We start from the raw sequence: 21143 nt of genomic DNA, 5'->3' as shown, positions 1-21143 counted from the left end.
ATTTAAAATTACATTTATGTAATGGTTGTTAATGGTTAGGAGCGTGAGTTAATCTTTTATTTTGAGTTTTTCGGGGTAGCCAGACCGCCCGGCGGAACCGGGCGGTCTCTTCTGCATCAGATGCGTTCGGCGGATTTTGCCCAGAGGTTGATATCCGCTTCCTTGGCATAACGGTCGATTTCCGCAAGCTCTTCGGCCGTGAAATCCGGCCGCTCAAGCGCCTTCACGCAATCCTCAACCTGTTCGACGCGGCTTGCCCCGATCAGCGCCGAGGTGATGCGGCCGCCGCGCAGAACCCAGGCAATCGCCATCTGCGCCAGCGTCTGGCCGCGCCGCTCGGCAATGCTGTTGAGCGCCCGGATGTTCTCGACGTTGCGTTCGTTGAGGAAGGCCGGGTTCAGCGACTTGCGCTGCGCCGCGCGGCTGCCATCAGGCACGCCGCCGAGATATTTCGTCGTCAGCATGCCCTGCGCCAGCGGCGAGAAGACGATGGAGCCGATGCCCAGTTCTTCCAGCGTATCGACGAGACCATCCTCTTCGATCCAGCGGTTGATCATCGAATAGCTCGGCTGGTGGATGATGCAGGGCGTGCCGAGGTCCTTCAGGATGGCGGCGGCTTCACGGGTGCGCTTCGAGTTGTAGGACGAGATGCCGGCATAAAGCGCTTTGCCCGAGCGCACGATCTGGTCCAGCGCGCCACAGGTTTCCTCAAGCGGCGTGTTGGGGTCGAAACGGTGGGAATAGAAGATATCGACGTAATCCAGACCCATGCGCTTCAGGCTCTGGTCGCAGGAGGCGATTACGTATTTGCGGCTGCCCCATTCGCCATAGGGGCCGGGCCACATGTTGTAACCAGCCTTGGAGGAGATGATCATCTCGTCGCGATAACCTCTGAAATCCGTCTTCAGGATTTCACCGAAGGCGGTTTCGGCGCTGCCGGGCGGCGGGCCGTAATTATTGGCGAGATCGAAATGGGTGATGCCGAGATCGAAGGCGCGGCGGCAGATGGCCTGTTTGGTCTGGTGCGGCGTGTCGTTGCCGAAATTGTGCCAGAGGCCGAGCGAAATCGCCGGCAGTTTCAGGCCGGTCTTGCCGCAATGATTATATTTCATGGACGCGTATCGGTTTTCGGCCGGTTGCCAAACCATGGGTCTTCCTCCACTTGCTGATGACTGGCTGCCGGAGAACCCGGCAACTTTTTGAAGCGATGAAAACAGGCGCAGGTTCACCTGTCATTCCCGAGAGGGATGGTTATGCCTTTCTCCGCATGGTTTCAATGCGAGGATTGGCAGGTATGAAGATCGAAGATGCGGAAATGCGGCTGGGGGCCGCCCGCCTTCGGCGTGAAGATGATACGGCGCGTTTCGCCGGCGGCCAGATCGAAGAGATTGTCGGAATAACGGCCGGGCTGATCTGCCTCCAGCATGACGAAGAGCGCGAGACCTGCAGCGGCGACATCGATTTCGTACTGGCCGTTTTTCAACGGGCCGACGGAAAATTCGAGCCCTGCAGGCTGAAGCTCCAGCGCCTTGTAGGTGTCGCGCACATGGTGGCCTTCGCCGGTCATACCGTTGGAAGCGATGAAGCTCCAGGCGAGGATGGCGCCGTCGGGCAGGCTATCCATGTCTATCTCGGTCAGCGTTGCGGCCCTGTCCGTTGCGCAGGTGCCGTTGGCGGATTTCAGCGGCACGCGGTTGCCGTCCATGGTCAGCGCAACGATGTTCATGTCGATTTCGACGTCTTCCGCCGTGTCGTTGACCATGGAGAAGCTCACCCGGCGCCCATCCTCGGAGGGAATGGCCGAGACGGTCACCGCCTGGAAGAAGCGGCGGGCGGCATAATGCAGCGCTTTCCAGCCGCCGCCATAATCGAGGCTGGACCATGAGGCTACCGGCCAGGTGTCGTTGAGCTGCCAATAAAGCGTGCCCATGCAATGGGGCTTCAGCGAACGCCAGTAGTCCACAGCCGTGCGGATGGCGAGCGCCTGCTGGACCTGGCTCAGATAAACGAAATTCTCGAAATCCTTCGGGAAACGGAAATAGCGGAACATGGTGCCGGCGATCCGCTCATTGCCGCCGACATTCTTCTGGTGCAGCTCAATGACCGGGGAGGCGATGTTCATGTCCTTTTCTTCCGCATAGGTGCGGATGACGGGCATGGATGTGTAGGACTGGAAACCGAATTCGGAGCAGAAACGCGGCTTGACCGAGCGGTAATTGTCGAACGACTTGTTTTCGTGCCAGACGGACCAGTAGTGCATGTCACCGGAACCATCCGCGTGCCAGGCGTCACCATAATCGAGATAACCGGAGGCCGGGCTGGAGGGCCACCAGAGCGCTTCCGGTGCTGCTTTTTTCAGGGCTCTTTCGATCGTGCGGTTCAGGCGGTCGTAAGCCACGAGATAACGGTCGCGATTGTTGCGGGATTCATCGAACCAGGTCAGCGCACCCACCAGCTCGTTGTCGCCGCACCAGAGCGCGATGGACGGATGCGAGGAGAGGCGTTTCACCTGGTAGTCGACCTCATGTTCGACATTGTCGAGAAAGTCCTCGCTGCAGGGATAGAGATTGCAGGCAAACATGAAGTCCTGCCAGACCAGCAGGCCGAGCCGGTCGCAGAGATCGTAGAACCAGTCCTCCTCATAAAAACCGCCGCCCCAGACGCGGATCATGTTCATATTGGCCTCCACCGCAGAGCAGAGGAGATCTTCGGTCTTTTCCCGGCTGGCGAGCGAATAAAGTGCATCTGCGGGGATCCAGTTGGCGCCGCGGCAGAAGATCTCGCGGCCGTTGATGCGGAAGGCGAAGCGGCTTCCGGCTTCGTCCTTGTCCGTCAGAAGCTCGATCGTCCTCAAGCCGATCTGGCGGGTGACGGTCTCATCAGGCAGTTCCACCGTCAGCTTGTAGAGCGTCTGTTCGCCACTGCCGGCCGGCCACCAGAGCTCCGGATTCTCCACAAAGAAGACGTGGCGCACCACCGTTTCGCCGGTACCGACGCCGCAATCGAGTCTCAGCCTTTCATCGTTGAGGGACAGGTAGACCGGCAGGCTCGCCGGTCCCTCGGCAAACAGCGTGACAGCCACATGCAGCTCGACGCCGCCTTCGACATGGTGCTGTGAGGTGACGACATGTTCAATGCGGGCCGTATCGAGCCGCTTCAGCAGGATTTTGCCGTAGAGGCCGAGCGGCGCAATTGCGATGTTCCAGTCCCAACCGAAATGGCATTGCGGCTTGCGCAGCATGTTGCCGTTGGCAATGGGTGAATTGCCGGGGTGATAGGGGATGTAAAAAGGCTGCCGCGCCTGCCGTTCTGCGCCGGCCGCGATGTTAGAATGGAAATGGATGCGGATGGTGTTTTCACCCGGCCGCACCGCGCGTGAGATATCCGGGCGGTAGCGGCGGAAGCAATTGTCGGCGGTCAAGACCGGGACGTCGTTGACGAAGACGATGGCGACGGTGTCGAGGTAGTCGATATCGAGATACCAGCTGGAATCCGCCTCATCGAGAATGAATGTGCGCTCGATGAGCCAGTCGCGCTCAGCCACCCATTGCACCACCTTTTCATTGGCGCCGTGATAGGGATCGGGAATGATGCCCGCATTTTTGAGCGCGCTGTGAATATCGCCCGGTACGGAAAGCTGGGTGGTATGGTCTCCTTCCACCGAGGTCAGGCGCCAGGGCCCAGCCAGATCAATGACAGTTTCGGGCGAGGAAGAAGAAATCATAATCGGACCCTGCATAGTATGAATTCGAAGAAGACTGGCCGGCATTATGGTGCAGGCTTGTGTCAGAATCTGGGGGAATGGATGCCCGCAAAGCGGCTGCGACACGCTTATCCGGCTTTGCTATTTCCTCCCTCCGGCAACGTTACCGTAAAACAATCGTTCCGTCATTCCTTTGAGTGACAACGAGCGACATGAATAATGACGGGCACATCTGCGTCGGGATGACCAGGTCAAATCCCAAGAAAAATTATAAACTTTATATTTTTATATCAGTGATTTGCATCAAGATATTAATCTTGTCAGTTAAGATGTGTATCCGTGGATTTCTGGAAATTCTGTGCCGGAAGAAGGGGGAAGTACCGTGAAATATTTTCCGGACCTATATCGTTTTAGCTGAATTGGCGGATAGTCGGACAAGACCGGCCGTTGACCGCGGACCTTTGCCTTTGCAACAGAGAAAAAGCTATCTATGATTATCGTTCGGTAAAGCGTGGCGAAATGACATGAACGATACTGGCAAATCCGGCGGGGGCGAAACTCCTGCAACGACGGGCGAGCGTCCGACCTTGAAGACGATCGCCTATATGACGGGTCTTGGCATCACCACCGTCTCGCGCGCGCTGAAGGATGCGCCAGACATCGGCGCTGAAACCAAGGAGCGTGTGCGGCTGATCGCCCGGCAGATCGGCTACCAGCCAAACCGCGCCGGCGTGCGCCTTCGCACCGGCAAGACCAATGTGATTGCCCTTGTTCTGAGCGTCGATGAAGAGCTGATGGGTTTCACCAGCCAGATGGTATTTGGCATCACCGAGGTTCTTTCCACGACACAATATCATCTGGTCGTGACGCCCCATATCCACGCCAAGGATTCGATGGTGCCGATCCGCTATATTCTCGATACCGGTTCGGCGGATGGGGTCATTATTTCGAAGATCGAGCCCAACGATCAGCGCGTCCGTTTCATGACTGAGCGTAACATGCCCTTCGTCACCCATGGGCGTTCGGATATGGGTATCGAACACGCCTTTCATGATTTCGACAATGAGGCCTATGCCTATGAGGCGGTCGAGCGGCTGGCGCAATGCGGACGCAAAAGGATCGCGGTCATCGTGCCACCATCGCGGTTTTCGTTCCACGATCACGCCCGCAAGGGGTTCAACAGGGGGATCAGGGATTTTGGTCTTACCGAATTCCCGCTGGACACCATCACCATCGAAACGCCGCTTGAGAAAATCCGCGATTTCGGTCAGCGGCTGATGCAGTCGGATGACCGCCCCGACGGTATCGTTTCGATCAGCGGTAGCAGCACCATCGCGCTGGTGGCCGGTTTCGAGGCGGCGGGTGTGAGGATCGGTGAGGATATCGATATCGTTTCGAAACAGTCCGCGGAGTTCCTGAACTGGATCAAACCGCAGATCCACACCGTCAATGAGGATATCAAACTGGCGGGCAGGGAGCTTGCAAAGGCCCTTCTGGCGCGCATCAACGGCGCGCCGCCGGAAACCTTGCAGAGCATCAGCAGCCCGGTCTGGTCTTCGATGGCGCCGAAGCCGTAGATGGCTCGCTTCGCAATAGGTGCTGCAAGTCTTGACCCCGTTGCGTTCGCGGCTTTTTTAAAGTTTGACTTTAATATGTTGGCGTAAGATGTTGGTATAAATGATATTTTTATCGTGCGCTGACTGGCTTTCGGCTGAATGCCCGGAATGACAGCCGGGGCGTCAGCGCACGACAATACGCATCAGGACAGGCAATCCTTCAGAGAGCCCGCAATGCCGCGCATCAGCTTGAAATAGAGATCGGGACCGGGCTCCAGCGTCGCTGCCTCCGGGTCGAGCGTCGCCGATTTTGCTGCAGTACCCTCAGTGATGACCGAAATCAGCTTCGGCTCGAATTGCGGTTCAGCGAAGACGCAGGTTGCGCCGAGCTGACGGACCTTTTCCTGCATCTGTTTGACACGGTCAGCACCTGGAAGGGTTTCGGGGCTGACGGTGATCGATCCCGCCGTCTTCACACCGTAACGGTGCTCGAAATACTGATAGGCATCGTGGAAGACGATGAAGGGCTTGTCCTTCACCGGCTCGACCGTTTCCTTGAGTTCGGCATCGAGCGCATTGAGATCGTCGATCAGTTTTTTGGTGTTGGCCTGATAGGTCGCGGCATTGCCGGCATCGGTTGCAATCAGCGCGGTTTCTATCGTCTGCGCCATGGCCTTGGCATTGGCGGGATCGAGCCAGAGATGGGTGTCGTATGCGCCATGGTCATGGTCCTCGTGACCCTCCGCATGGTCGTGTCCATGATCGTGTGCGCCTTCCTCTTCGGCGTGACCGTCATGCGCATCATGGCCTTCGTCGCCATGGTCATGTGCTTCAAAGGGGCCGCCTTCGCGGAAGGGCAGCTTCTCCAGCCCCTTGGCGTCCTCCAGTTCCACCACGGTTGCCTTGCTGGCAAGCGCTTCCAGCGGCTTTTCCAGGAACGCTTCAAGGCCCGGCCCAACCCAGAAGACCACATCCGCCTTTTCCAGCTTGCGCGCATTGGACGGTCTGAGATTATAGGTGTGCGGAGAGGCCGCGCCGTCGACGATGAGCTGGGGTTCGCCGACGCCCCGCATGATTGCGGCGACGAGGGAATGGATGGGCTTGATCGAGACCACGACATCGGGCGCGGCGGTGGCGCCGGAAGCGGCGGCCGCTATTGCCACCGATGCCATGAGCGGGATCAGGAACGATTTCATGAAATGCACTCCACTTGAAGAAGTATAGTTATGTTATTACATTTATTGCGTTACTCTATAACGTATGCAATAGCGGTAAGCAACATCGCCGAACGGACAATCCCATGCTTCATTCCGCCCATCGGGGCAACGAGATACTGGTTTCCCTTGCCAATGCCGGCGTGCAGCGCAACGGCCGCTGGCTGGTGCGCGGCGTGGAGTTTTCCGTCAGCAAAGGCGAGATCGTCACGCTGATCGGGCCGAACGGTTCCGGCAAATCAACGAGCGCAAAAATGGCGATCGGTGTGGTGAAGCCGACCGAGGGCGAGGTCTCGCGCATTGTCGGTCTGAGGGTTGGTTATGTGCCGCAGAAGCTCTCCGTTGATTGGACCATGCCGCTTTCGGTGCGCCGGCTGATGACGCTGACCGGGCCGCTGCCAGCCCGTGAAATCGACGCGGCGCTGAATGCGACTGGCATTGCGCATCTCGCCAACGCCGAGGTCCAGCACCTTTCTGGCGGCGAGTTCCAGCGCGCGCTCCTGGCCCGCGCCATCGCCCGCAAGCCCGATCTGCTGGTTCTTGACGAGCCCGTGCAGGGCGTCGATTTCTCCGGCGAGATAGCTCTCTATGATCTGATAAAAAATATCAGAAATTCAAATAATTGCGGAATTCTGTTAATCTCGCATGATCTGCATGTGGTGATGGCGGAAACCGACACCGTCATATGCCTGAACGGCCATGTCTGCTGCCGGGGCACGCCACAGGCGGTGAGCCAGAGCCCGGAATATATGCGGCTGTTCGGCGGCTCGGCAGCCAAGGCGCTTGCCGTCTATAGCCACCATCACGATCATACCCATTTGCCCGATGGCCGGGTGCAGCATGCGGATGGTTCCGTAACCGATCATTGCCACCCCGAGGATGGCCACCACCATATGCATGACCATGGCCGCCATCATGACGACCATGGCGAATGCGGCTGCGGCCACCAGCATGAGCATGAGCATGAGGATCATATTTCCTCCAGCCAGCGGCAGGGAGAGCGCCATGTTTGACGATTTCTTCATTCGCGCCATGGTCGCCGGTATCGGCGTCGCGCTCACTGCCGGTCCTCTCGGCTGTTTCGTCGTCTGGCGGCGCATGGCCTACTTCGGTGATACGATGGCCCATTCGGCGCTGCTCGGCGTCGCGCTGTCGCTGCTGTTGCAACTCAACCTCATCGTCAGCGTTTTTCTGGTGGCATCGGCCGTTTCGATCCTTTTGATTTTCCTGCAACGCCGGCAGGCTCTCTCCTCCGATGCACTACTTGGCATATTGTCCCATTCGGCGCTGGCGATCGGTCTTGTCATCGTCGCTTTCATGAGCTGGGTGCGTATCGACCTCGTCTCCTTCCTGTTCGGCGATATTCTCGCCGTCACCCGCAGCGATATCGCCCTGATCTGGGGCGGTGGACTGGTGGTCATCGTTTCCATGGTCTTCCTGTGGCGGTCGCTGCTCGCCTCCACCGTCAATACAGAATTGGCTGAGGCCGAGGGGTTGAACCCGGAGCGCGCGAAGCTGATCTTTACGCTCTTGATGGCGCTGGTGATCGCCATTGCCATGAAGGTGGTCGGCATCATGCTCATTACCTCGCTGCTCATCATACCGGCGGCGACCGCCAGACGTTTTTCCGCGACGCCTGAGGTGATGGCGGTGGTGGCTTCGCTGATCGGTGCTGTTGCCGTTGTCGGCGGCCTGTTCGGCTCGCTCACCTACGATACGCCGTCCGGCCCTTCCATCGTGGTTGCCGCGGTGATCCTCTTCGTTATAAGCCTGTTGCCGGCGCCGGGTTTTTCCCGCGCCGCGGATGAAGGAGGCAAGTCATGAATGTGCAGACCCAGCAGAACCTCACCAAGAACCAGTCGCTGGTCATGAATGCTCTCTCAAACGCGCATCAGCCGCTCAGCGCCTATATGATTCTCGACAAGCTGCGCGACGATGGTTTTCGCGCGCCGCTGCAGGTTTACCGGGCGCTGGAAAAGCTGGTGGAATTTGGTCTCGTGCACCGGCTTGAGAGCCTCAACGCCTTTGTTGCCTGCACCCATACGCAGGCGGAGTGCTGCTCGCACCACCATGGGACTGTCGCTTTCGCCATCTGCGAATCCTGCGGGCAGGTGACGGAGTTTCACGATCATGAGATCGACCACCGCCTTGAGCGCTGGGTAAAGGACAGCAAGTTCAAGGCGGAAAAGACAACCATTGAAATTCGCGGTCTCTGCGCCGCCTGCTCGGCTTAGTCTCGAGGCGGGGCGGGCGTGGATGCCCGCCGTTTCCTATCCCTCGACGATCGCCAGATCCTTCGAAAAACGCTTCCAGTTTTCGATGTATTTTTCCGCCGAGCGGCGGAGCCCTGCGACGGCTTCATCGTCCAGCGTCCGGATGGCGCGCGCCGGCGAGCCGACAATCAGGGAATTGTCCGGGAATTCCTTGCCCTCCGTCACCAGCGCATTGGCGCCAACGAGGCAGTTGCGGCCGATCTTTGCGCCGTTCAGGATCGTCGCCCCCATGCCGATGAGCGAATTATCGCCGATGGTGCAGCCATGTACGATGGCGTGGTGGCCGATGGTGCACATTTCGCCGATGACAGCGGCAAAGCCGGGATCACTGTGCACCATCACGCCTTCCTGAATATTGGTGCCGCGCCCGACGCTGATCGGCTCGTTATCGCCGCGCAGCGTTGCGCCGAACCAGATGCCGACATCATCGCCGAGCGTGACCGAGCCGATGACATTGGCGTCGGGCGCTACCCAGTAGCTATCCGGGGCAGGGGTCTGCGGCACCCGGTCGGCAAGGCGGTAAAGCGGCATGGTGGTGTCCTCCCTTTTGGTTTTTTCTGACTGCGGTCAGGCAACCGTCACGGCAAGTGTGCCGACACCCTCGACGCCGCATTCGATCCGGTCGCCGCGCACGATGGGGCCGACGCCGGCCGGCGTGCCGGTCATGATGACGTCACCGGCGGCAAGCGTGAACAGCTTGGAAAGCTCGGCAATCACTTCCGGCACTTTCCAGATCATCTGGGCGAGGTCGCCCGTCTGCTTGCGTTCGCCATTGACGTCGAGCCAGATCGCACCGGTAGCGGGATAGCCGATCTTGTCTGCGGGGACGATGGCCGAAATCGGCGCGGAATATTCGAAAGCCTTCGCGCCTTCCCAGGAACGCCCCATCTTCTTAAGACCGTCCTGAAGATCCCGACGGGTCATGTCTATGCCGACGGCGTAACCCCAGACATGGTTCAGCGCCTCGTCCGCCGGAATATCAGCGCCGCCGCTTTTCAGCACCACGACGCATTCGACTTCGTAATGTACGTTGGATGACAGCGGCGGATAGGGGAAATCCCGTCCTGATGGCAGCAGATTGTCCGGGTTTTTCTGGAAATAAAAGGGCGGCTCGCGCGAAGGATCGTGGCCCATCTCTATGGCGTGATCGGCATAATTGCGGCCGACACAATAGACCCGCCGTACGGGGAACAGGGCGTCCGTGCCTTCAACGGGCAGGAGAACGGGTTTCGGAGCGGGGATGACGGTGGCGGCCATGTGGATTTCCTGTCGTCTTTTTGGGTGCAATTCTTGTCCCGCAATTCCGGGGCGATTTCCAGTTCAAAATGACCCTGCCTGCAAAACTGGCTTTTTACGGTCCTTTGCTGTAGAAGCCGCCGCAAAGAGGTTAATCCATGTACAGACAAGCGCTTGCAAGCGGCGAAAAAATCTTCGCCGTTGCCCCCATGATCGACTGGACCGACACGAGGTGCAGATTTCTGCACCGGCAATTGTCGAAGCGTGCGCTGCTTTATACCGAAATGATCGTCGCCGACGCCATTATCCATGGTCAGCGTGACAGGCTGCTCGGCTATCACCCTCAGGAACATCCCGTCGCGCTGCAGCTTGGTGGGTCTGATCCGGCCAAGCTTGCCGAGGCGGTGAGGATCGCCGGGGACTACGCCTATGATGAGATCAATCTCAATGTCGGCTGTCCCTCGGATCGGGTGCAATCTGGTACCTTTGGTGCATGCCTGATGCGCGAGCCTGATGTGGTGGCGCAATGTGTCTCGGCAATGAAGGCTGTCGCCCGCGTGCCGGTTACGGTGAAATGCCGGATCGGCGTGGATGATCAGCAGCCGGAAGCGGTTCTGCCGGATTTTCTGAAGCGGGTTGTTGCGGCAGGCGCGGACGCCGTCTGGGTTCATGCGCGAAAAGCCTGGCTGCAAGGGCTTTCGCCGAAGGAAAACCGCGAAGTGCCGCCGCTAGATTATGATCTCGTCTATCGCATGAAGCGGGAAAACCCTGACGTCTTTATCGGCATCAATGGCGGTATCGCCGATCTCGATCAGGCGAGCGGGCACCTCCAACATATGGATGGTGTGATGCTCGGCCGGGCGGCCTATCATAACACGTCCATCCTTGCCGATGTCGACCATCGCATCTATGGCGAAGAGGCCCGGCAGCCGGACTGGATGGCGCTGCGTGACGCCATGATGGCCTATGCCGCCGACTATATCGCCGCGGGTGGACGTCTCAACCACGTCACTCGCCATATGGTCGGACTGTTTCAGGGCATGCCCGGCGCGCGCCGTTTCCGGCAAATCCTCTCCAGCGATGCCACCCGGCCGGGGGCTGGCCCGGAGGTGATCGAGGCCGCTTTCGCGGCCATAGATTTCAGCCCGACGAAAGAAATGGCGGGCTGAAAGCGCTCAGACCGCCTTTTGCAGTTCCTGCGCACCATTGGGCGCATTGACCTTGCCGCCGGTGATGAAGAAGGCGAAGACGTCGCGCGGTGTCTTTTCGACTTTTCGCTCGGCGGCGATCAGCGGTAGATCGTCCGGCATGCCGCCCTTGGCATAGGTCTTTACCCGCTCGGCCCAGTGGTCGATTTCTTTTTTCGGATAACAGGTCTTGATGTCGTCCTCGCCCTTCTGCAGGCGGCAATAGACGAAATCGGCCGTCACGTCAGGCAGCATCGGATAGTCATGATGGTCGGCGCAGACGACGGCGACCTTGTGCTTGGCGAGAAGATCGATGAATTCCGGAACCTGAAATGTCGGGTTGCGCACCTCGACGACATGGCGAAGACGAATACCGTCCTGCTTCTCAGGTAACAGGGACAAAAATGCGCCGAAATCCTCCGCGTCGAATTTTTTCGTCGGTGCGAATTGCCAGAGGATGGGACCGAGATGGGATCCGAGTTCGGTCAGCCCCTGCGTCAGGAACTTCGTCATCGATTCACCGGCTTCGGCCAGAACCCTGCGGTTGGTGACAAAGCGGCTTGCCTTTAGCGAGAAGACGAAATCCTCGGGCACTTCGGAAGCCCATTTGGCGAAGGTCTCCGGTTTCTGGCTGCTGTAATAGGTGCCGTTCACCTCAATGGCCGTGAGCTGCCGGCTGGCGTGCTCCAATTGGCGCTTCTTCGGCAATTTTTCGGGGTAAAACGTGCCTTCCCAGGGCTCGAAGGTCCAGCCGCCGATACCGGTGCGGATCGTGCCTGATGTCGACATATGCTGTTCCTCCTCCGGCCTTCGGCCTTTCGAACCTTTGCGACGAAAGCTGCGGATTACTCCGCAGCCTCCCGTTTTCCGGCCGGCCGGCGCTCCAGAAGCTCCTTCAGGAAGTGACCGGTATAGGAACGCTCGACTTTCACGATGTCTTCCGGCGTACCGGTCGCCACCACTTCGCCGCCGCCCGTGCCGCCCTCAGGCCCGATATCGATGATCCAGTCCGCCGTCTTGATGACTTCGAGATTGTGCTCGATCACCACGACGGAATTACCCTGTTCCACCAGCGCATGCAGCATTTCGAGCAGCTTGTTGACATCGTGGAAATGCAGGCCGGTCGTCGGCTCGTCGAGAATGTAGAGCGTGCGACCGGTGGAGCGCTTGGACAGTTCCTTGGCGAGCTTGACGCGCTGCGCTTCGCCACCGGAGAGGGTATTGGCCTGCTGGCCGACCTTGATATAACCGAGGCCGACATCGAAGAGCGATTGCAGCTTGTCGCGCACAGCCGGCACGGCGGCGAAGAATTCCACACCTTCCTCCACCGTCATATCCAGCACATCGGCGATGGATTTGCCCTTGAAGGTAACGTCCAGCGTTTCGCGATTATAACGCTTGCCGTGGCAGACATCGCAGGTGACGTAAACGTCAGGCAGGAAGTGCATCTCGATCTTGATGACGCCGTCACCCTGGCAGGCCTCGCAGCGGCCGCCCTTGACGTTGAAGGAGAAACGGCCCGGCGCGTAACCGCGCGCCTTGGCTTCCGGCAGACCGGCGAACCAGTCGCGGATCGGCGTGAACGCACCGGTATAGGTGGCCGGGTTGGAACGCGGCGTGCGGCCAATCGGCGACTGGTCGATATCGATCACCTTGTCGATGAATTCGAAACCATCGATGCGGTCGTGCTCGGCCGGGATTTCGCGCGCACCCATCACCCGGCGCGCCGCCGATTTATAAAGCGTCTCGATCAGGAATGTGGATTTGCCGCCGCCCGAAACGCCGGTTACGGCAGTGAAAACACCGAGCGGCACAGCTGCCGTGACATTCTTCAGGTTGTTGCCGCGCGCGCCAAACACCTTGATTTCGCGGCCCTTCTTGGGCTTGCGACGCTCAGCCGGCACGGCGACGCCGAGTTCGCCCGAAAGATATTTGCCGGTCAGCGATTTCGGATTGGCCATCACCTCCTGCGGTGATCCTTCGGCAATCACCTGACCGCCATGAATGCCGGCGGCCGGGCCGATATCGACCACGTAATCCGCCGTCAGAATGGCGTCCTCATCATGTTCGACCACGATGACCGTATTGCCGATATCGCGCAGATGTTTCAGCGTATCGAGTAGACGGGCATTATCGCGCTGATGCAGGCCGATCGAGGGCTCGTCGAGAACATAGAGAACGCCCGTGAGGCCCGAGCCGATCTGCGAGGCCAGACGGATACGCTGGCTTTCACCGCCGGAAAGCGTGCCGGAATTGCGCGACAGGCTGAGATAATCCAGCCCGACATCGTTGAGGAAGCGCAGGCGCTCACGGATTTCCTTGAGGATTCGGACCGCGATTTCGTTCTGCTTGGCGTTGAGGCTTTCCGGCAGCACTTCAAACCAGTCGCGCGCCATGCGGATCGACATTTCGGTGACTTCACCAATATGCAGCTTGTTGATCTTGACGGCGAGCGCTTCCGGCTTCAGGCGATAACCGGCGCAGGCCGGGCAGGGGGCCGCCGACATGTAGCGTTCGATTTCCTCACGCGCCCAGGCGCTGTCGGTCTCTTTCCAGCGACGCTCGAGATTGGGCACGATGCCTTCGAAATTCTTCACCGTCTTGTAGGAGCGGGCGCCGTCCTGGTAGTTGAATTCGATCTTTTCCTCGGTGCCCTGCAGGATGGCGTTCTGTGCGTCCTTCGAAAGATCGGACCATTTGCTGGAGAGCTTGAAGCCGAAGGCCTTGCCGAGCGCTTCCAGCGTCTGGTTATAATAGGGCGAGGAGGATTTGGCCCAGGGCGCAATCGCGCCGTCGCGCAGCGTGCGGGCGGGCTCCGGCACGATGAGGTTTTCATCCACCTTCTGCTGCGAGCCGAGACCGTCACAGCTCGGGCAGGCGCCGAAGGGGTTGTTGAAGGAGAAAAGCCGCGGCTCGATTTCCGGAATGGTGAAGCCGGAAACGGGGCAGGCGAATTTTTCCGAAAACAGCACCCGCTCATGGGTCTCGTTGAGCGATTTGTTGGCGGAACCGCCGGCGGCGGTTTCTTCCGGCGGCAGGGGCTTGTCAGCAAATTCCGCAATCGCCAGCCCGTCGGCGAGCTTGAGGCAGGTCTCGAGACTATCGGCAAGGCGTGCTGCCATGTCCGGGCGCACGACGGCGCGATCGACCACCACGTCGATGTCGTGCTTGTATTTCTTGTCGAGAGCAGGAACGTCGGCGATTTCGTAGAACTGGCCATCCACCTTGACGCGCTGGAAGCCCTTCTTCATCAGATCGGCGAGTTCCTTCTTATATTCGCCTTTGCGGCCGCGGACTATCGGCGCAAGAATATAAAGACGCGTACCTTCCTCGAAAGCGAGAATGCGATCGACCATCTGGCTGACCGTCTGGCTTTCGATCGGCAGGCCGGTGGCTGGCGAATAGGGGACACCGACACGCGCGAAGAGAAGGCGCATATAATCGTAGATCTCGGTGACCGTGCCGACCGTGGAGCGCGGGTTGCGCGAGGTGGTCTTCTGCTCGATGGAGATTGCCGGCGACAGGCCGTCGATCTGGTCGACATCCGGCTTCTGCATCATCTCCAAGAACTGGCGCGCATAGGCCGAGAGGCTTTCGACATAACGGCGCTGGCCTTCGGCATAGATCGTATCGAAGGCAAGCGAAGACTTGCCCGAGCCGGAAAGGCCGGTCATGACGATCAGCTTGTTGCGCGGCAAATCCAGATCGATGCCCTTGAGGTTATGCTCGCGGGCGCCACGGATGGAAATCGTCTTCAGTTCACTCATGACAAGGCTCGGACAAAAATAACAGGCTTGATGGCAGCGCGTCCTTATGTAGTGACGCAGCCGGGTGTGTCGAGGTCTATTCCCTCTCGGTCGCAGCTTTTCGGAAAGCTTGACTCGAAATCTGCGATTTAATAGAACAAAAAAGGAACGAAATGCAAGCGCGAATGTCCGCTCCCGCAGCTTAAGATTATTCTTTGTGGATAGTTCCATGCTTGCGGTGCCCTTTGCGGGCGGCGGCAGCTATTGTGTGGCAAATTTTTTGAAATGCAATTGCCGGTCATGATGGCCGGCGGACAGGATGACGAGATGGCTGGTAGCGTAAACAAGGTAATTCTGATCGGGAACGTGGGCGCTGATCCCGAAATCCGCCGGACGCAGGATGGCCGCCCCATCGCCAACCTGCGCATCGCCACCTCGGAGACCTGGCGTGACCGCAACAGCGGCGAGCGCAAGGAAAAGACCGAATGGCACACCGTCGTGGTTTTCAACGAAGGCCTGTGCAAGGTCGTCGAGCAATATGTCAAGAAGGGCGCCAAGCTCTATATCGAAGGCCAGCTGCAGACCCGCAAATGGCAGGACCAGACCGGTAACGACCGTTACTCCACCGAAATCGTGCTGCAGGGCTTCAACTCCACGCTGACCATGCTTGACGGTCGCGGCGAGGGCGGCGGTGCTGCCCGCAGCGGCGGTGGCGATTTCGGCGGCGGCAACGATTATGGCAGCGGCGGCGGCTCCAGCTATGGCGGCGGTTACGACCAGCAGCCCTCGTCGCGCGGCGGCTCTGCCCGTGGCGGCAGCCAGCCCTCCGGCGGCTTCTCCAATGACATGGACGACGACATCCCGTTCTGATCGGACGGTGGATCCAGAAACGCGTGACAGGAGGTGAGCTTGACTGACGAAACCGTGCAGCCGAAACAGCCCGCCACCTGGCGCATCATTCTCGCTTTTTTCCTCGATTTCTGGACGGCGTTTTTCGCCGCCGGATTTCTGGTCGCGACGGTCGCGGGTGGGCGAACGCCTGAAGGTTTTGCCCTCAACGGCGCGCCCGCCTTTATCGCCTTCGCGCTGATCATCGCCTATTTTGTCGTGCTCGGTCGGTTCTTCGGCGGCACGCTGTGGCAGCGCCTGCTGAAGGCGAGACGCTGACTTCAGGCTTTGCCGGTTCCTCCTGAGAGGAGGATACTTCCACGTCGCGGCAAGCTATGCCGCGACTTTGTCCGCCAGCATCGCGACCATGACATCGGATTGCGACACGATGCCCACCATCTTGCCCCTGGCATCGATCACCGGCAGATAATGCAACCCTTCCTCCGCAAAGCGGATGATGGCTTCCTCGATGGAGGTTTCCGGTCGCACGGTTTTCACCGGTGATGTCATGATGTCCTTGACCGTATCATTGGGTGCGCTTGCGCCGGACAGGATGAGGCGCAGCCGCTGCAGGAAACCGATGGAGGGACGACCGTTTCTCCAGCTCGCCTTTTCCAGAAAGTCCGTCTGGGTGACGATGCCGACGATTTCGGCCCTGTCATTGGTGACGGGCAGCGCCTTGAAATGATGGCTGTGCATCAGCGCATGGGCGTGGCGCAGGCTGTCGTCAGGAGCAACGCCGACCACGTCCCGCGACATGACGCTTTCGCAATCGAGATGCAGCGCGCGACGCCGGTAGGAACGCAACTCGGTCCTGCGCAGGATGGTTTCCAGCGCATCGCGGTCGATATCGATGAACTCGTCATATTCCTTCAGCACTTCGTCGAGATCGGTGGAGGAAAAGCCGATTTTCTGGATGGGTGTCGGATCCGTGGTGCCGTGGGCGGCCTTGCCGAGCTTCAGGCCGTGCGGATAGGCGCGACCGGTGGCATTGTTATAGGCGAGGGCCAAAGCAAGAAGGATCAGCGAGTTTCCGGCGACCGGCCACAGCAGGAAACCATAGCCGAGGCTGTGCACGGCAGGGCCGCCGAGGACGGCAGTCAGTGCGACAGCACCGCTTGGCGGGTGCAGGCAGCGCAGCGCCATCATGGCGGCGATGGCGAGGCTGATGGCGAGCGCGCTGGCAAGAAACAAATCCGGAACCAACAGCGCCACGGTCACACCAACGAAAGCCGAAACGAGGTTGCCGCAGAGGATCGACCATGGCTGCGCCAGCGGGCTGGAGGGCACGGCAAACAAAAGCACGGCCGAAGCGCCCATCGGCGCGATCATGGCTGGCAGGGTGGGATCGAAACGGAGAGCGAGACTTCCCAAAAGGCCGGTCAGCAGGATGCCGACAAAGGCGCCGGTTGCGGAGCGCAGCCTTTCCCTGTTGCTGACGGGTGCGGCATCCGGGATGAGGCGACGCAGCGTGGAACGCATGGAGATAACTTTCGAATCCGAAAAAACATGCGTCTTTTAGCCGAAGCAGAGGGCGGATTTAAAGGGAGGATTTTCCGGCATTTCAGCGGTTGGCGGGAATTTATTGCGCTGGTGTCGCGAAACGCCTCAGAAAGCGAAGGCTGATTTTATGCCATCGACCACGAATTGCACGGAAAGCGCCGCAAGCAGAACGCCGAGTAGTCGGGTAAGGATCGCGCGGCCGGTATTGCCGAGAAAGCGGTCCATCCGCTCCGAAACGATGAGCGCGGCATAAACAAGGGCCATGGCGAAAGCGAGGATCAGGATGAGCACCACCATCTCGACGGTGGTCTTCATTGAGCCGGCAAGCAGCACGGTGGCGGAAATGGCGCCTGGTCCGGCGATCAGGGGCAACGCCAGCGGAAAGACCGCCAGATTGTGGAGGTGGTCCTTGGTGATGGCGATTTCGGAGGTCTTTTCCTTCCGTTCCTGGCGCTTCTCGAAAATCATCTCGAAGGAGATCCAGAACAGCAGAAGGCCGCCGGCGATGCGGAAGGCGCCGAGCGAAATGCCGAGCAGGTTGAGGATCGCAAGGCCGAAGAGCGCGAAGACGGCGAGAATGCCGAAGGCGATGATGGAACCGCGCAGCGCCACCTGGCTGCGCTGGTCGCGGTTCATGCCGGCGGTGAGCGCCAGGAAGACGGGGGCGAGACCCGGCGGATCGAGTGTGACCAGAAGTGTGGTAAGCGCGTTGATGAGCGTTTCGCTGCTGGCCATTTTTTCCCCGCTTATTGCCTTTTTGCGCGTGAGACTACGCAAGTCGCAATCGCTTTAAAAGGGAGTGGCGACGCTTTTGCTGACCTAAATGGCGAAAAGCGGTGTATGTCTTGCAAATGACGCAAAAGACTGTTCAAAACTCGCCGGGAAATTGGCTTAACGTGGCTGTTTCCGCTATAAAAATCCATCCGATTCTTAACAGAGAATGTGATCCGTTTTGACTGACCAGAGCCCCCCCGGCGGCGGAAAACTTCCGCCAGGCATTGAACCGATTTCCATCATGGAGGAAATGCAGCGGTCGTATCTCGATTACGCCATGAGCGTTATCGTTTCCCGCGCGCTTCCCGATGTGCGAGACGGCCTGAAGCCGGTTCATCGCCGTATTCTTTACGGCATGTCCGAACTCGGCATCGACTGGAACAAGAAATACGTCAAATGCGCCCGCGTTACCGGTGACGTGATGGGTAAATTCCATCCGCACGGCAATTCGGCGATTTATGACGCGCTGGCGCGTATGGCGCAGGACTGGTCGCTCCGCCTGCCACTGATTGACGGGCAGGGTAACTTCGGCTCCATCGACGGGGATCCGCCGGCGGCCGAACGTTATACCGAATGCCGTCTGGAAAAGGCCGCCCATTCGCTGCTCGACGATCTCGACAAGGAAACGGTCGATTTCCGCGACAACTATGACGGCACCTTGCAGGAACCGGTCGTCATTCCGGCCAAGTTCCCGAACCTCCTGGTCAACGGGGCAGGCGGCATCGCCGTCGGCATGGCTACCAATATTCCGCCGCACAATCTGTCCGAAGTCATCGACGGCTGTATCGCGCTGATCGAAAATCCGGCGATCGAGCTGCCCGAACTGATGCAGATCATTCCCGGCCCGGATTTCCCGACCGGTGCTCTGATCATGGGCCGCTCCGGCATCCGCTCGGCTTACGAGACGGGCCGCGGTTCGGTCATCATGCGCGGCCGCGCGACCATCGAACCGATGCGTGGCGACCGCGAGCAGATCATCATCACCGAAGTTCCCTATCAGGTGAACAAGTCGTCGATGATCGAGAAGATGGCTGAACTGGTCAAGGAAAAGCGCATCGAGGGCATTTCCGACCTGCGCGACGAATCCGACCGCCAGGGTTATCGCGTCGTCATCGAGCTGAAGCGCGACGCCAATGCCGATGTCATCCTGAACCAGCTTTATCGCTACACACCGCTGCAGACCTCCTTCGGCTGCAACATGGTGGCGCTGAACGGCGGCAAGCCGGAACAGATGACGCTGCTCGACATGCTGCGCGCTTTCGTCTCCTTCCGCGAGGATGTCGTCAGCCGCCGCACGAAGTACCTGCTGCGCAAGGCGCGCGAGCGTGCGCATGTGTTGGTCGGTCTGGCGATTTCCGTCGCCAATATCGATGAGGTCATCCGCGTTATCCGTCACGCTCCCGATCCGGCTTCGGCCCGCGAGGAGTTGATGACCCGGCGCTGGCCGGCGCAGGAAGTGGAAAGCCTGATCCGCCTGATCGACGATCCGCGTCACCGCATCAATGAAGACGGCACCTACAATCTCTCCGAAGAGCAGGCGCGCGCCATTCTCGAATTGCGCCTTGCCCGCCTCACCGCACTTGGTCGCGATGAAATCGGCGACGAGCTGAACAAGATCGGCGCGGAAATCAGCGAATATCTTGAGATCCTGTCGTCACGCCTGCGCATCATGCAGATCGTCACGGAAGAGCTCATCGCGATCCGCAACGAGTTCGGCACGCCGCGTCGTTCCGAGATTGTCGAGGGCGGCCCCGACATGGACGATGAAGACCTCATCGCCCGCGAAGACATGGTCGTCACCGTTTCGCATCTCGGCTACATCAAGCGTGTGCCGCTGACCACCTACCGGGCGCAGCGTCGCGGCGGCAAGGGCCGTTCTGGCATGGCGACGCGCGACGAGGATTTCGTCAATCGCCTCTTCGTTGCCAATACCCATACGCCGGTACTGTTCTTCTCCTCGCGTGGCATCGTCTACAAGGAAAAGGTCTGGCGTCTGCCGATCGGCACGCCGCAGTCCAAGGGCAAGGCCCTGATCAACATGTTGCCGCTGGAGCCCGGCGAGCGCATCACCACCATCATGCCGTTGCCCGAGGATGAGACCACCTGGGAAACGCTTGACGTGATGTTCTCGACGACACGCGGCACGGTTCGCCGCAACAAGCTCGGCGATTTCGTGCAGGTCAACCGCAATGGCAAGATCGCCATGAAGCTGGACGAGGAGGGCGATGAAATCCTCTCCGTCGAAACCTGTACGGACCGCGATGACGTGCTGCTGACGACCGCGCTCGGCCAGTGCATCCGCTTCCCCGTGGACGATGTGCGCGTCTTTGCCGGCCGCAACTCCGTCGGTGTGCGCGGCATCAACATGGCCGAAGGCGACCGCATCATCTCCATGACCATTGTCGGGCATGTGGAAGCGGAGCCGTGGGAGCGTGCAGCCTATCTGAAGCGCTCGGCTGCTGAGCGGCGTGCCGCAGGCGTCGATGAGGACGATATCGCACTCGTTGGCGAGGAAGTGACGGAAGAGGGTGAACTGAGCGAAGAGCGTTATCAGGAACTGAAGGCACGTGAAGAATTCGTGCTGACGGTTTCCGTGAAGGGCTTCGGCAAGCGCTCCTCCTCTTACGACTTCCGCACCTCGGGCCGCGGCGGCAAGGGTATCCGCGCCACTGACACCTCGAAGACCAACGAGATCGGCGAACTGGTTGCGGCCTTCCCCGTGGACGAAGGCGACCAGATCATGCTGGTGTCCGATGGCGGGCAGCTCATCCGCGTGCCGGTCAACGGCATCCGCATCGCCAGCCGCGCCACCAAGGGTGTGACGATCTTCTCTACCGCGAAGGATGAGAAGGTGGTTTCCGTGGAGCGCATCAACGAGCCGGAAGGCGACGACGAAGCAGAGAACGGTAATGGCGAAGATGCCGCCGACGATCTGCCGGATACGCCGGAGGCACCGGAGAACGAGGCGTAAGCCGCCTCGTCATCTTCGGGTACCAATCAAGAAAAACCCCGCGGTGCTCAGGCTCCGCGGGGTTTTTCTTTTGTCGTATCAGCTACGTTTGA

The 21143-nt window shown here is 59.5% G+C and carries 17 protein-coding genes; 8 read left to right on the top strand and 9 right to left on the bottom strand.

Going from position 1 to position 21143, the window contains the following annotated elements; translation table 11 throughout:
• Positions 1-116: 116 nt before the first annotated feature.
• Both mgrA and AC5I5B_RS07670 read right to left on the bottom strand, forming a co-directional pair.
• On the bottom strand, positions 117-1148 hold the full coding sequence (gene mgrA, locus AC5I5B_RS07675) for an L-glyceraldehyde 3-phosphate reductase (RefSeq protein ID WP_111834415.1): 1032 nt from the start codon (positions 1146-1148) through the stop codon (positions 117-119).
• A 125-nt stretch (positions 1149-1273) separates the two neighbouring features.
• Positions 1274-3739, bottom strand: coding sequence for a beta-mannosidase (locus AC5I5B_RS07670; RefSeq protein WP_111834414.1), 2466 nt, complete (start codon positions 3737-3739; stop codon positions 1274-1276).
• A 488-nt stretch (positions 3740-4227) separates the two neighbouring features.
• On the opposite strand from AC5I5B_RS07670, the gene AC5I5B_RS07665 reads away from it, so the two are divergent.
• Positions 4228-5280 carry a LacI family transcriptional regulator gene (locus AC5I5B_RS07665; RefSeq protein WP_087744034.1) on the top strand — a complete coding sequence of 351 codons (1053 nt, stop codon included), beginning with the start codon at positions 4228-4230 and terminating at the stop codon, positions 5278-5280.
• Positions 5281-5462: 182 nt separating this feature from the next.
• Here AC5I5B_RS07665 and znuA read toward each other — a convergent pair whose 3' ends face one another.
• Positions 5463-6455: a zinc ABC transporter substrate-binding protein ZnuA gene (gene znuA, locus AC5I5B_RS07660; RefSeq protein ID WP_111794615.1), complete on the bottom strand. Its 993-nt coding sequence runs from the start codon at positions 6453-6455 to the stop codon at positions 5463-5465.
• A 104-nt stretch (positions 6456-6559) separates the two neighbouring features.
• Between znuA and znuC the strand changes: the two genes are divergently transcribed.
• The 3 genes from znuC to zur are packed head-to-tail and all read left to right on the top strand — an operon-like array spanning position 6560 to position 8707.
• Positions 6560-7486, top strand: a complete 927-nt coding sequence (znuC, locus tag AC5I5B_RS07655; RefSeq protein WP_111834413.1) for a zinc ABC transporter ATP-binding protein ZnuC — start codon at positions 6560-6562, stop codon at positions 7484-7486.
• A complete protein-coding gene (znuB, locus tag AC5I5B_RS07650) occupies positions 7479-8297 on the top strand; it encodes a zinc ABC transporter permease subunit ZnuB (RefSeq protein ID WP_111834412.1) in 819 nt (272 codons plus the stop codon). The genes znuC and znuB overlap by 8 nt, the downstream gene beginning before the upstream one ends.
• A complete protein-coding gene (gene zur / locus AC5I5B_RS07645) occupies positions 8294-8707 on the top strand; it encodes a zinc uptake transcriptional repressor Zur (RefSeq protein ID WP_003502775.1) in 414 nt (137 codons plus the stop codon). The genes znuB and zur overlap by 4 nt, the downstream gene beginning before the upstream one ends.
• 36 nt (positions 8708-8743) lie before the next feature.
• On the opposite strand, the gene AC5I5B_RS07640 is transcribed toward zur, so the two are convergent.
• On the bottom strand, positions 8744-9277 hold the full coding sequence (locus tag AC5I5B_RS07640; RefSeq protein WP_111834411.1) for a gamma carbonic anhydrase family protein: 534 nt from the start codon (positions 9275-9277) through the stop codon (positions 8744-8746).
• Positions 9278-9313: 36 nt separating this feature from the next.
• Entirely contained in the window at positions 9314-10003 is a 690-nt protein-coding gene (locus tag AC5I5B_RS07635) for a fumarylacetoacetate hydrolase family protein (RefSeq protein ID WP_111834410.1), read from the bottom strand.
• A 137-nt stretch (positions 10004-10140) separates the two neighbouring features.
• Between AC5I5B_RS07635 and dusA the strand changes: the two genes are divergently transcribed.
• Entirely contained in the window at positions 10141-11151 is a 1011-nt protein-coding gene (gene dusA / locus AC5I5B_RS07630; RefSeq protein ID WP_112958565.1) for a tRNA dihydrouridine(20/20a) synthase DusA, read from the top strand.
• Positions 11152-11157: 6 nt separating this feature from the next.
• Here dusA and AC5I5B_RS07625 read toward each other — a convergent pair whose 3' ends face one another.
• Entirely contained in the window at positions 11158-11958 is an 801-nt protein-coding gene (locus tag AC5I5B_RS07625) for a DUF72 domain-containing protein (protein WP_060726210.1), read from the bottom strand.
• A 56-nt stretch (positions 11959-12014) separates the two neighbouring features.
• Complete coding sequence (uvrA, locus tag AC5I5B_RS07620) at positions 12015-14936, bottom strand: excinuclease ABC subunit UvrA (RefSeq protein WP_111834361.1); 2922 nt, start codon at positions 14934-14936, stop codon at positions 12015-12017.
• A 264-nt stretch (positions 14937-15200) separates the two neighbouring features.
• Here uvrA and AC5I5B_RS07615 point away from each other — a divergent pair, with 264 nt between their 5' ends.
• Together AC5I5B_RS07615 and AC5I5B_RS07610 are read left to right on the top strand one after the other, a co-directional pair.
• Positions 15201-15785, top strand: a complete 585-nt coding sequence (locus AC5I5B_RS07615) for a single-stranded DNA-binding protein (RefSeq protein WP_161974070.1) — start codon at positions 15201-15203, stop codon at positions 15783-15785.
• Positions 15786-15818: 33 nt separating this feature from the next.
• Positions 15819-16082 carry a hypothetical protein gene (locus tag AC5I5B_RS07610; protein WP_223564850.1) on the top strand — a complete coding sequence of 88 codons (264 nt, stop codon included), beginning with the start codon at positions 15819-15821 and terminating at the stop codon, positions 16080-16082.
• A gap of 54 nt (positions 16083-16136) precedes the next feature.
• On the opposite strand, the gene AC5I5B_RS07605 is transcribed toward AC5I5B_RS07610, so the two are convergent.
• Together AC5I5B_RS07605 and AC5I5B_RS07600 are read right to left on the bottom strand one after the other, a co-directional pair.
• Positions 16137-17285 (bottom strand): CBS domain-containing protein, encoded by a 1149-nt coding sequence (locus tag AC5I5B_RS07605; protein WP_003502756.1) that lies wholly within the window; start codon positions 17283-17285, stop codon positions 16137-16139.
• A gap of 126 nt (positions 17286-17411) precedes the next feature.
• Positions 17412-18041, bottom strand: a complete 630-nt coding sequence (locus AC5I5B_RS07600) for a MarC family protein (protein ID WP_003502754.1) — start codon at positions 18039-18041, stop codon at positions 17412-17414.
• Between the two features lie 217 nt (positions 18042-18258).
• Here AC5I5B_RS07600 and gyrA point away from each other — a divergent pair, with 217 nt between their 5' ends.
• Positions 18259-21051 carry a DNA gyrase subunit A gene (gene gyrA, locus AC5I5B_RS07595; RefSeq protein WP_060724999.1) on the top strand — a complete coding sequence of 931 codons (2793 nt, stop codon included), beginning with the start codon at positions 18259-18261 and terminating at the stop codon, positions 21049-21051.
• The last annotated feature ends 92 nt before the right edge of the window (positions 21052-21143 follow it).

Source organism: Agrobacterium sp., from assembly GCF_059499945.1.
Note: the sequence above shows the minus strand (reverse complement) of the source record. Positions and strands in the feature narration are given on the sequence as shown.

What these genes read in the sequence shown, in the direction of transcription:
- mgrA (WP_111834415.1), bottom strand. Translation starts at nt 1,148, where the DNA reads ATGGTTTGGCAACCGGCCGAAAACCGATACGCGTCCATGAAATATAAT.
- AC5I5B_RS07670 (WP_111834414.1), bottom strand. Translation starts at nt 3,739, where the DNA reads ATGCAGGGTCCGATTATGATTTCTTCTTCCTCGCCCGAAACTGTCATT.
- AC5I5B_RS07665 (WP_087744034.1), top strand. Translation starts at nt 4,228, where the DNA reads ATGAACGATACTGGCAAATCCGGCGGGGGCGAAACTCCTGCAACGACG.
- znuA (WP_111794615.1), bottom strand. Translation starts at nt 6,455, where the DNA reads ATGAAATCGTTCCTGATCCCGCTCATGGCATCGGTGGCAATAGCGGCC.
- znuC (WP_111834413.1), top strand. Translation starts at nt 6,560, where the DNA reads ATGCTTCATTCCGCCCATCGGGGCAACGAGATACTGGTTTCCCTTGCC.
- znuB (WP_111834412.1), top strand. Translation starts at nt 7,479, where the DNA reads ATGTTTGACGATTTCTTCATTCGCGCCATGGTCGCCGGTATCGGCGTC.
- zur (WP_003502775.1), top strand. Translation starts at nt 8,294, where the DNA reads ATGAATGTGCAGACCCAGCAGAACCTCACCAAGAACCAGTCGCTGGTC.
- AC5I5B_RS07640 (WP_111834411.1), bottom strand. Translation starts at nt 9,277, where the DNA reads ATGCCGCTTTACCGCCTTGCCGACCGGGTGCCGCAGACCCCTGCCCCG.
- AC5I5B_RS07635 (WP_111834410.1), bottom strand. Translation starts at nt 10,003, where the DNA reads ATGGCCGCCACCGTCATCCCCGCTCCGAAACCCGTTCTCCTGCCCGTT.
- dusA (WP_112958565.1), top strand. Translation starts at nt 10,141, where the DNA reads ATGTACAGACAAGCGCTTGCAAGCGGCGAAAAAATCTTCGCCGTTGCC.
- AC5I5B_RS07625 (WP_060726210.1), bottom strand. Translation starts at nt 11,958, where the DNA reads ATGTCGACATCAGGCACGATCCGCACCGGTATCGGCGGCTGGACCTTC.
- uvrA (WP_111834361.1), bottom strand. Translation starts at nt 14,936, where the DNA reads ATGAGTGAACTGAAGACGATTTCCATCCGTGGCGCCCGCGAGCATAAC.
- AC5I5B_RS07615 (WP_161974070.1), top strand. Translation starts at nt 15,201, where the DNA reads ATGCAATTGCCGGTCATGATGGCCGGCGGACAGGATGACGAGATGGCT.
- AC5I5B_RS07605 (WP_003502756.1), bottom strand. Translation starts at nt 17,285, where the DNA reads ATGCGTTCCACGCTGCGTCGCCTCATCCCGGATGCCGCACCCGTCAGC.
- AC5I5B_RS07600 (WP_003502754.1), bottom strand. Translation starts at nt 18,041, where the DNA reads ATGGCCAGCAGCGAAACGCTCATCAACGCGCTTACCACACTTCTGGTC.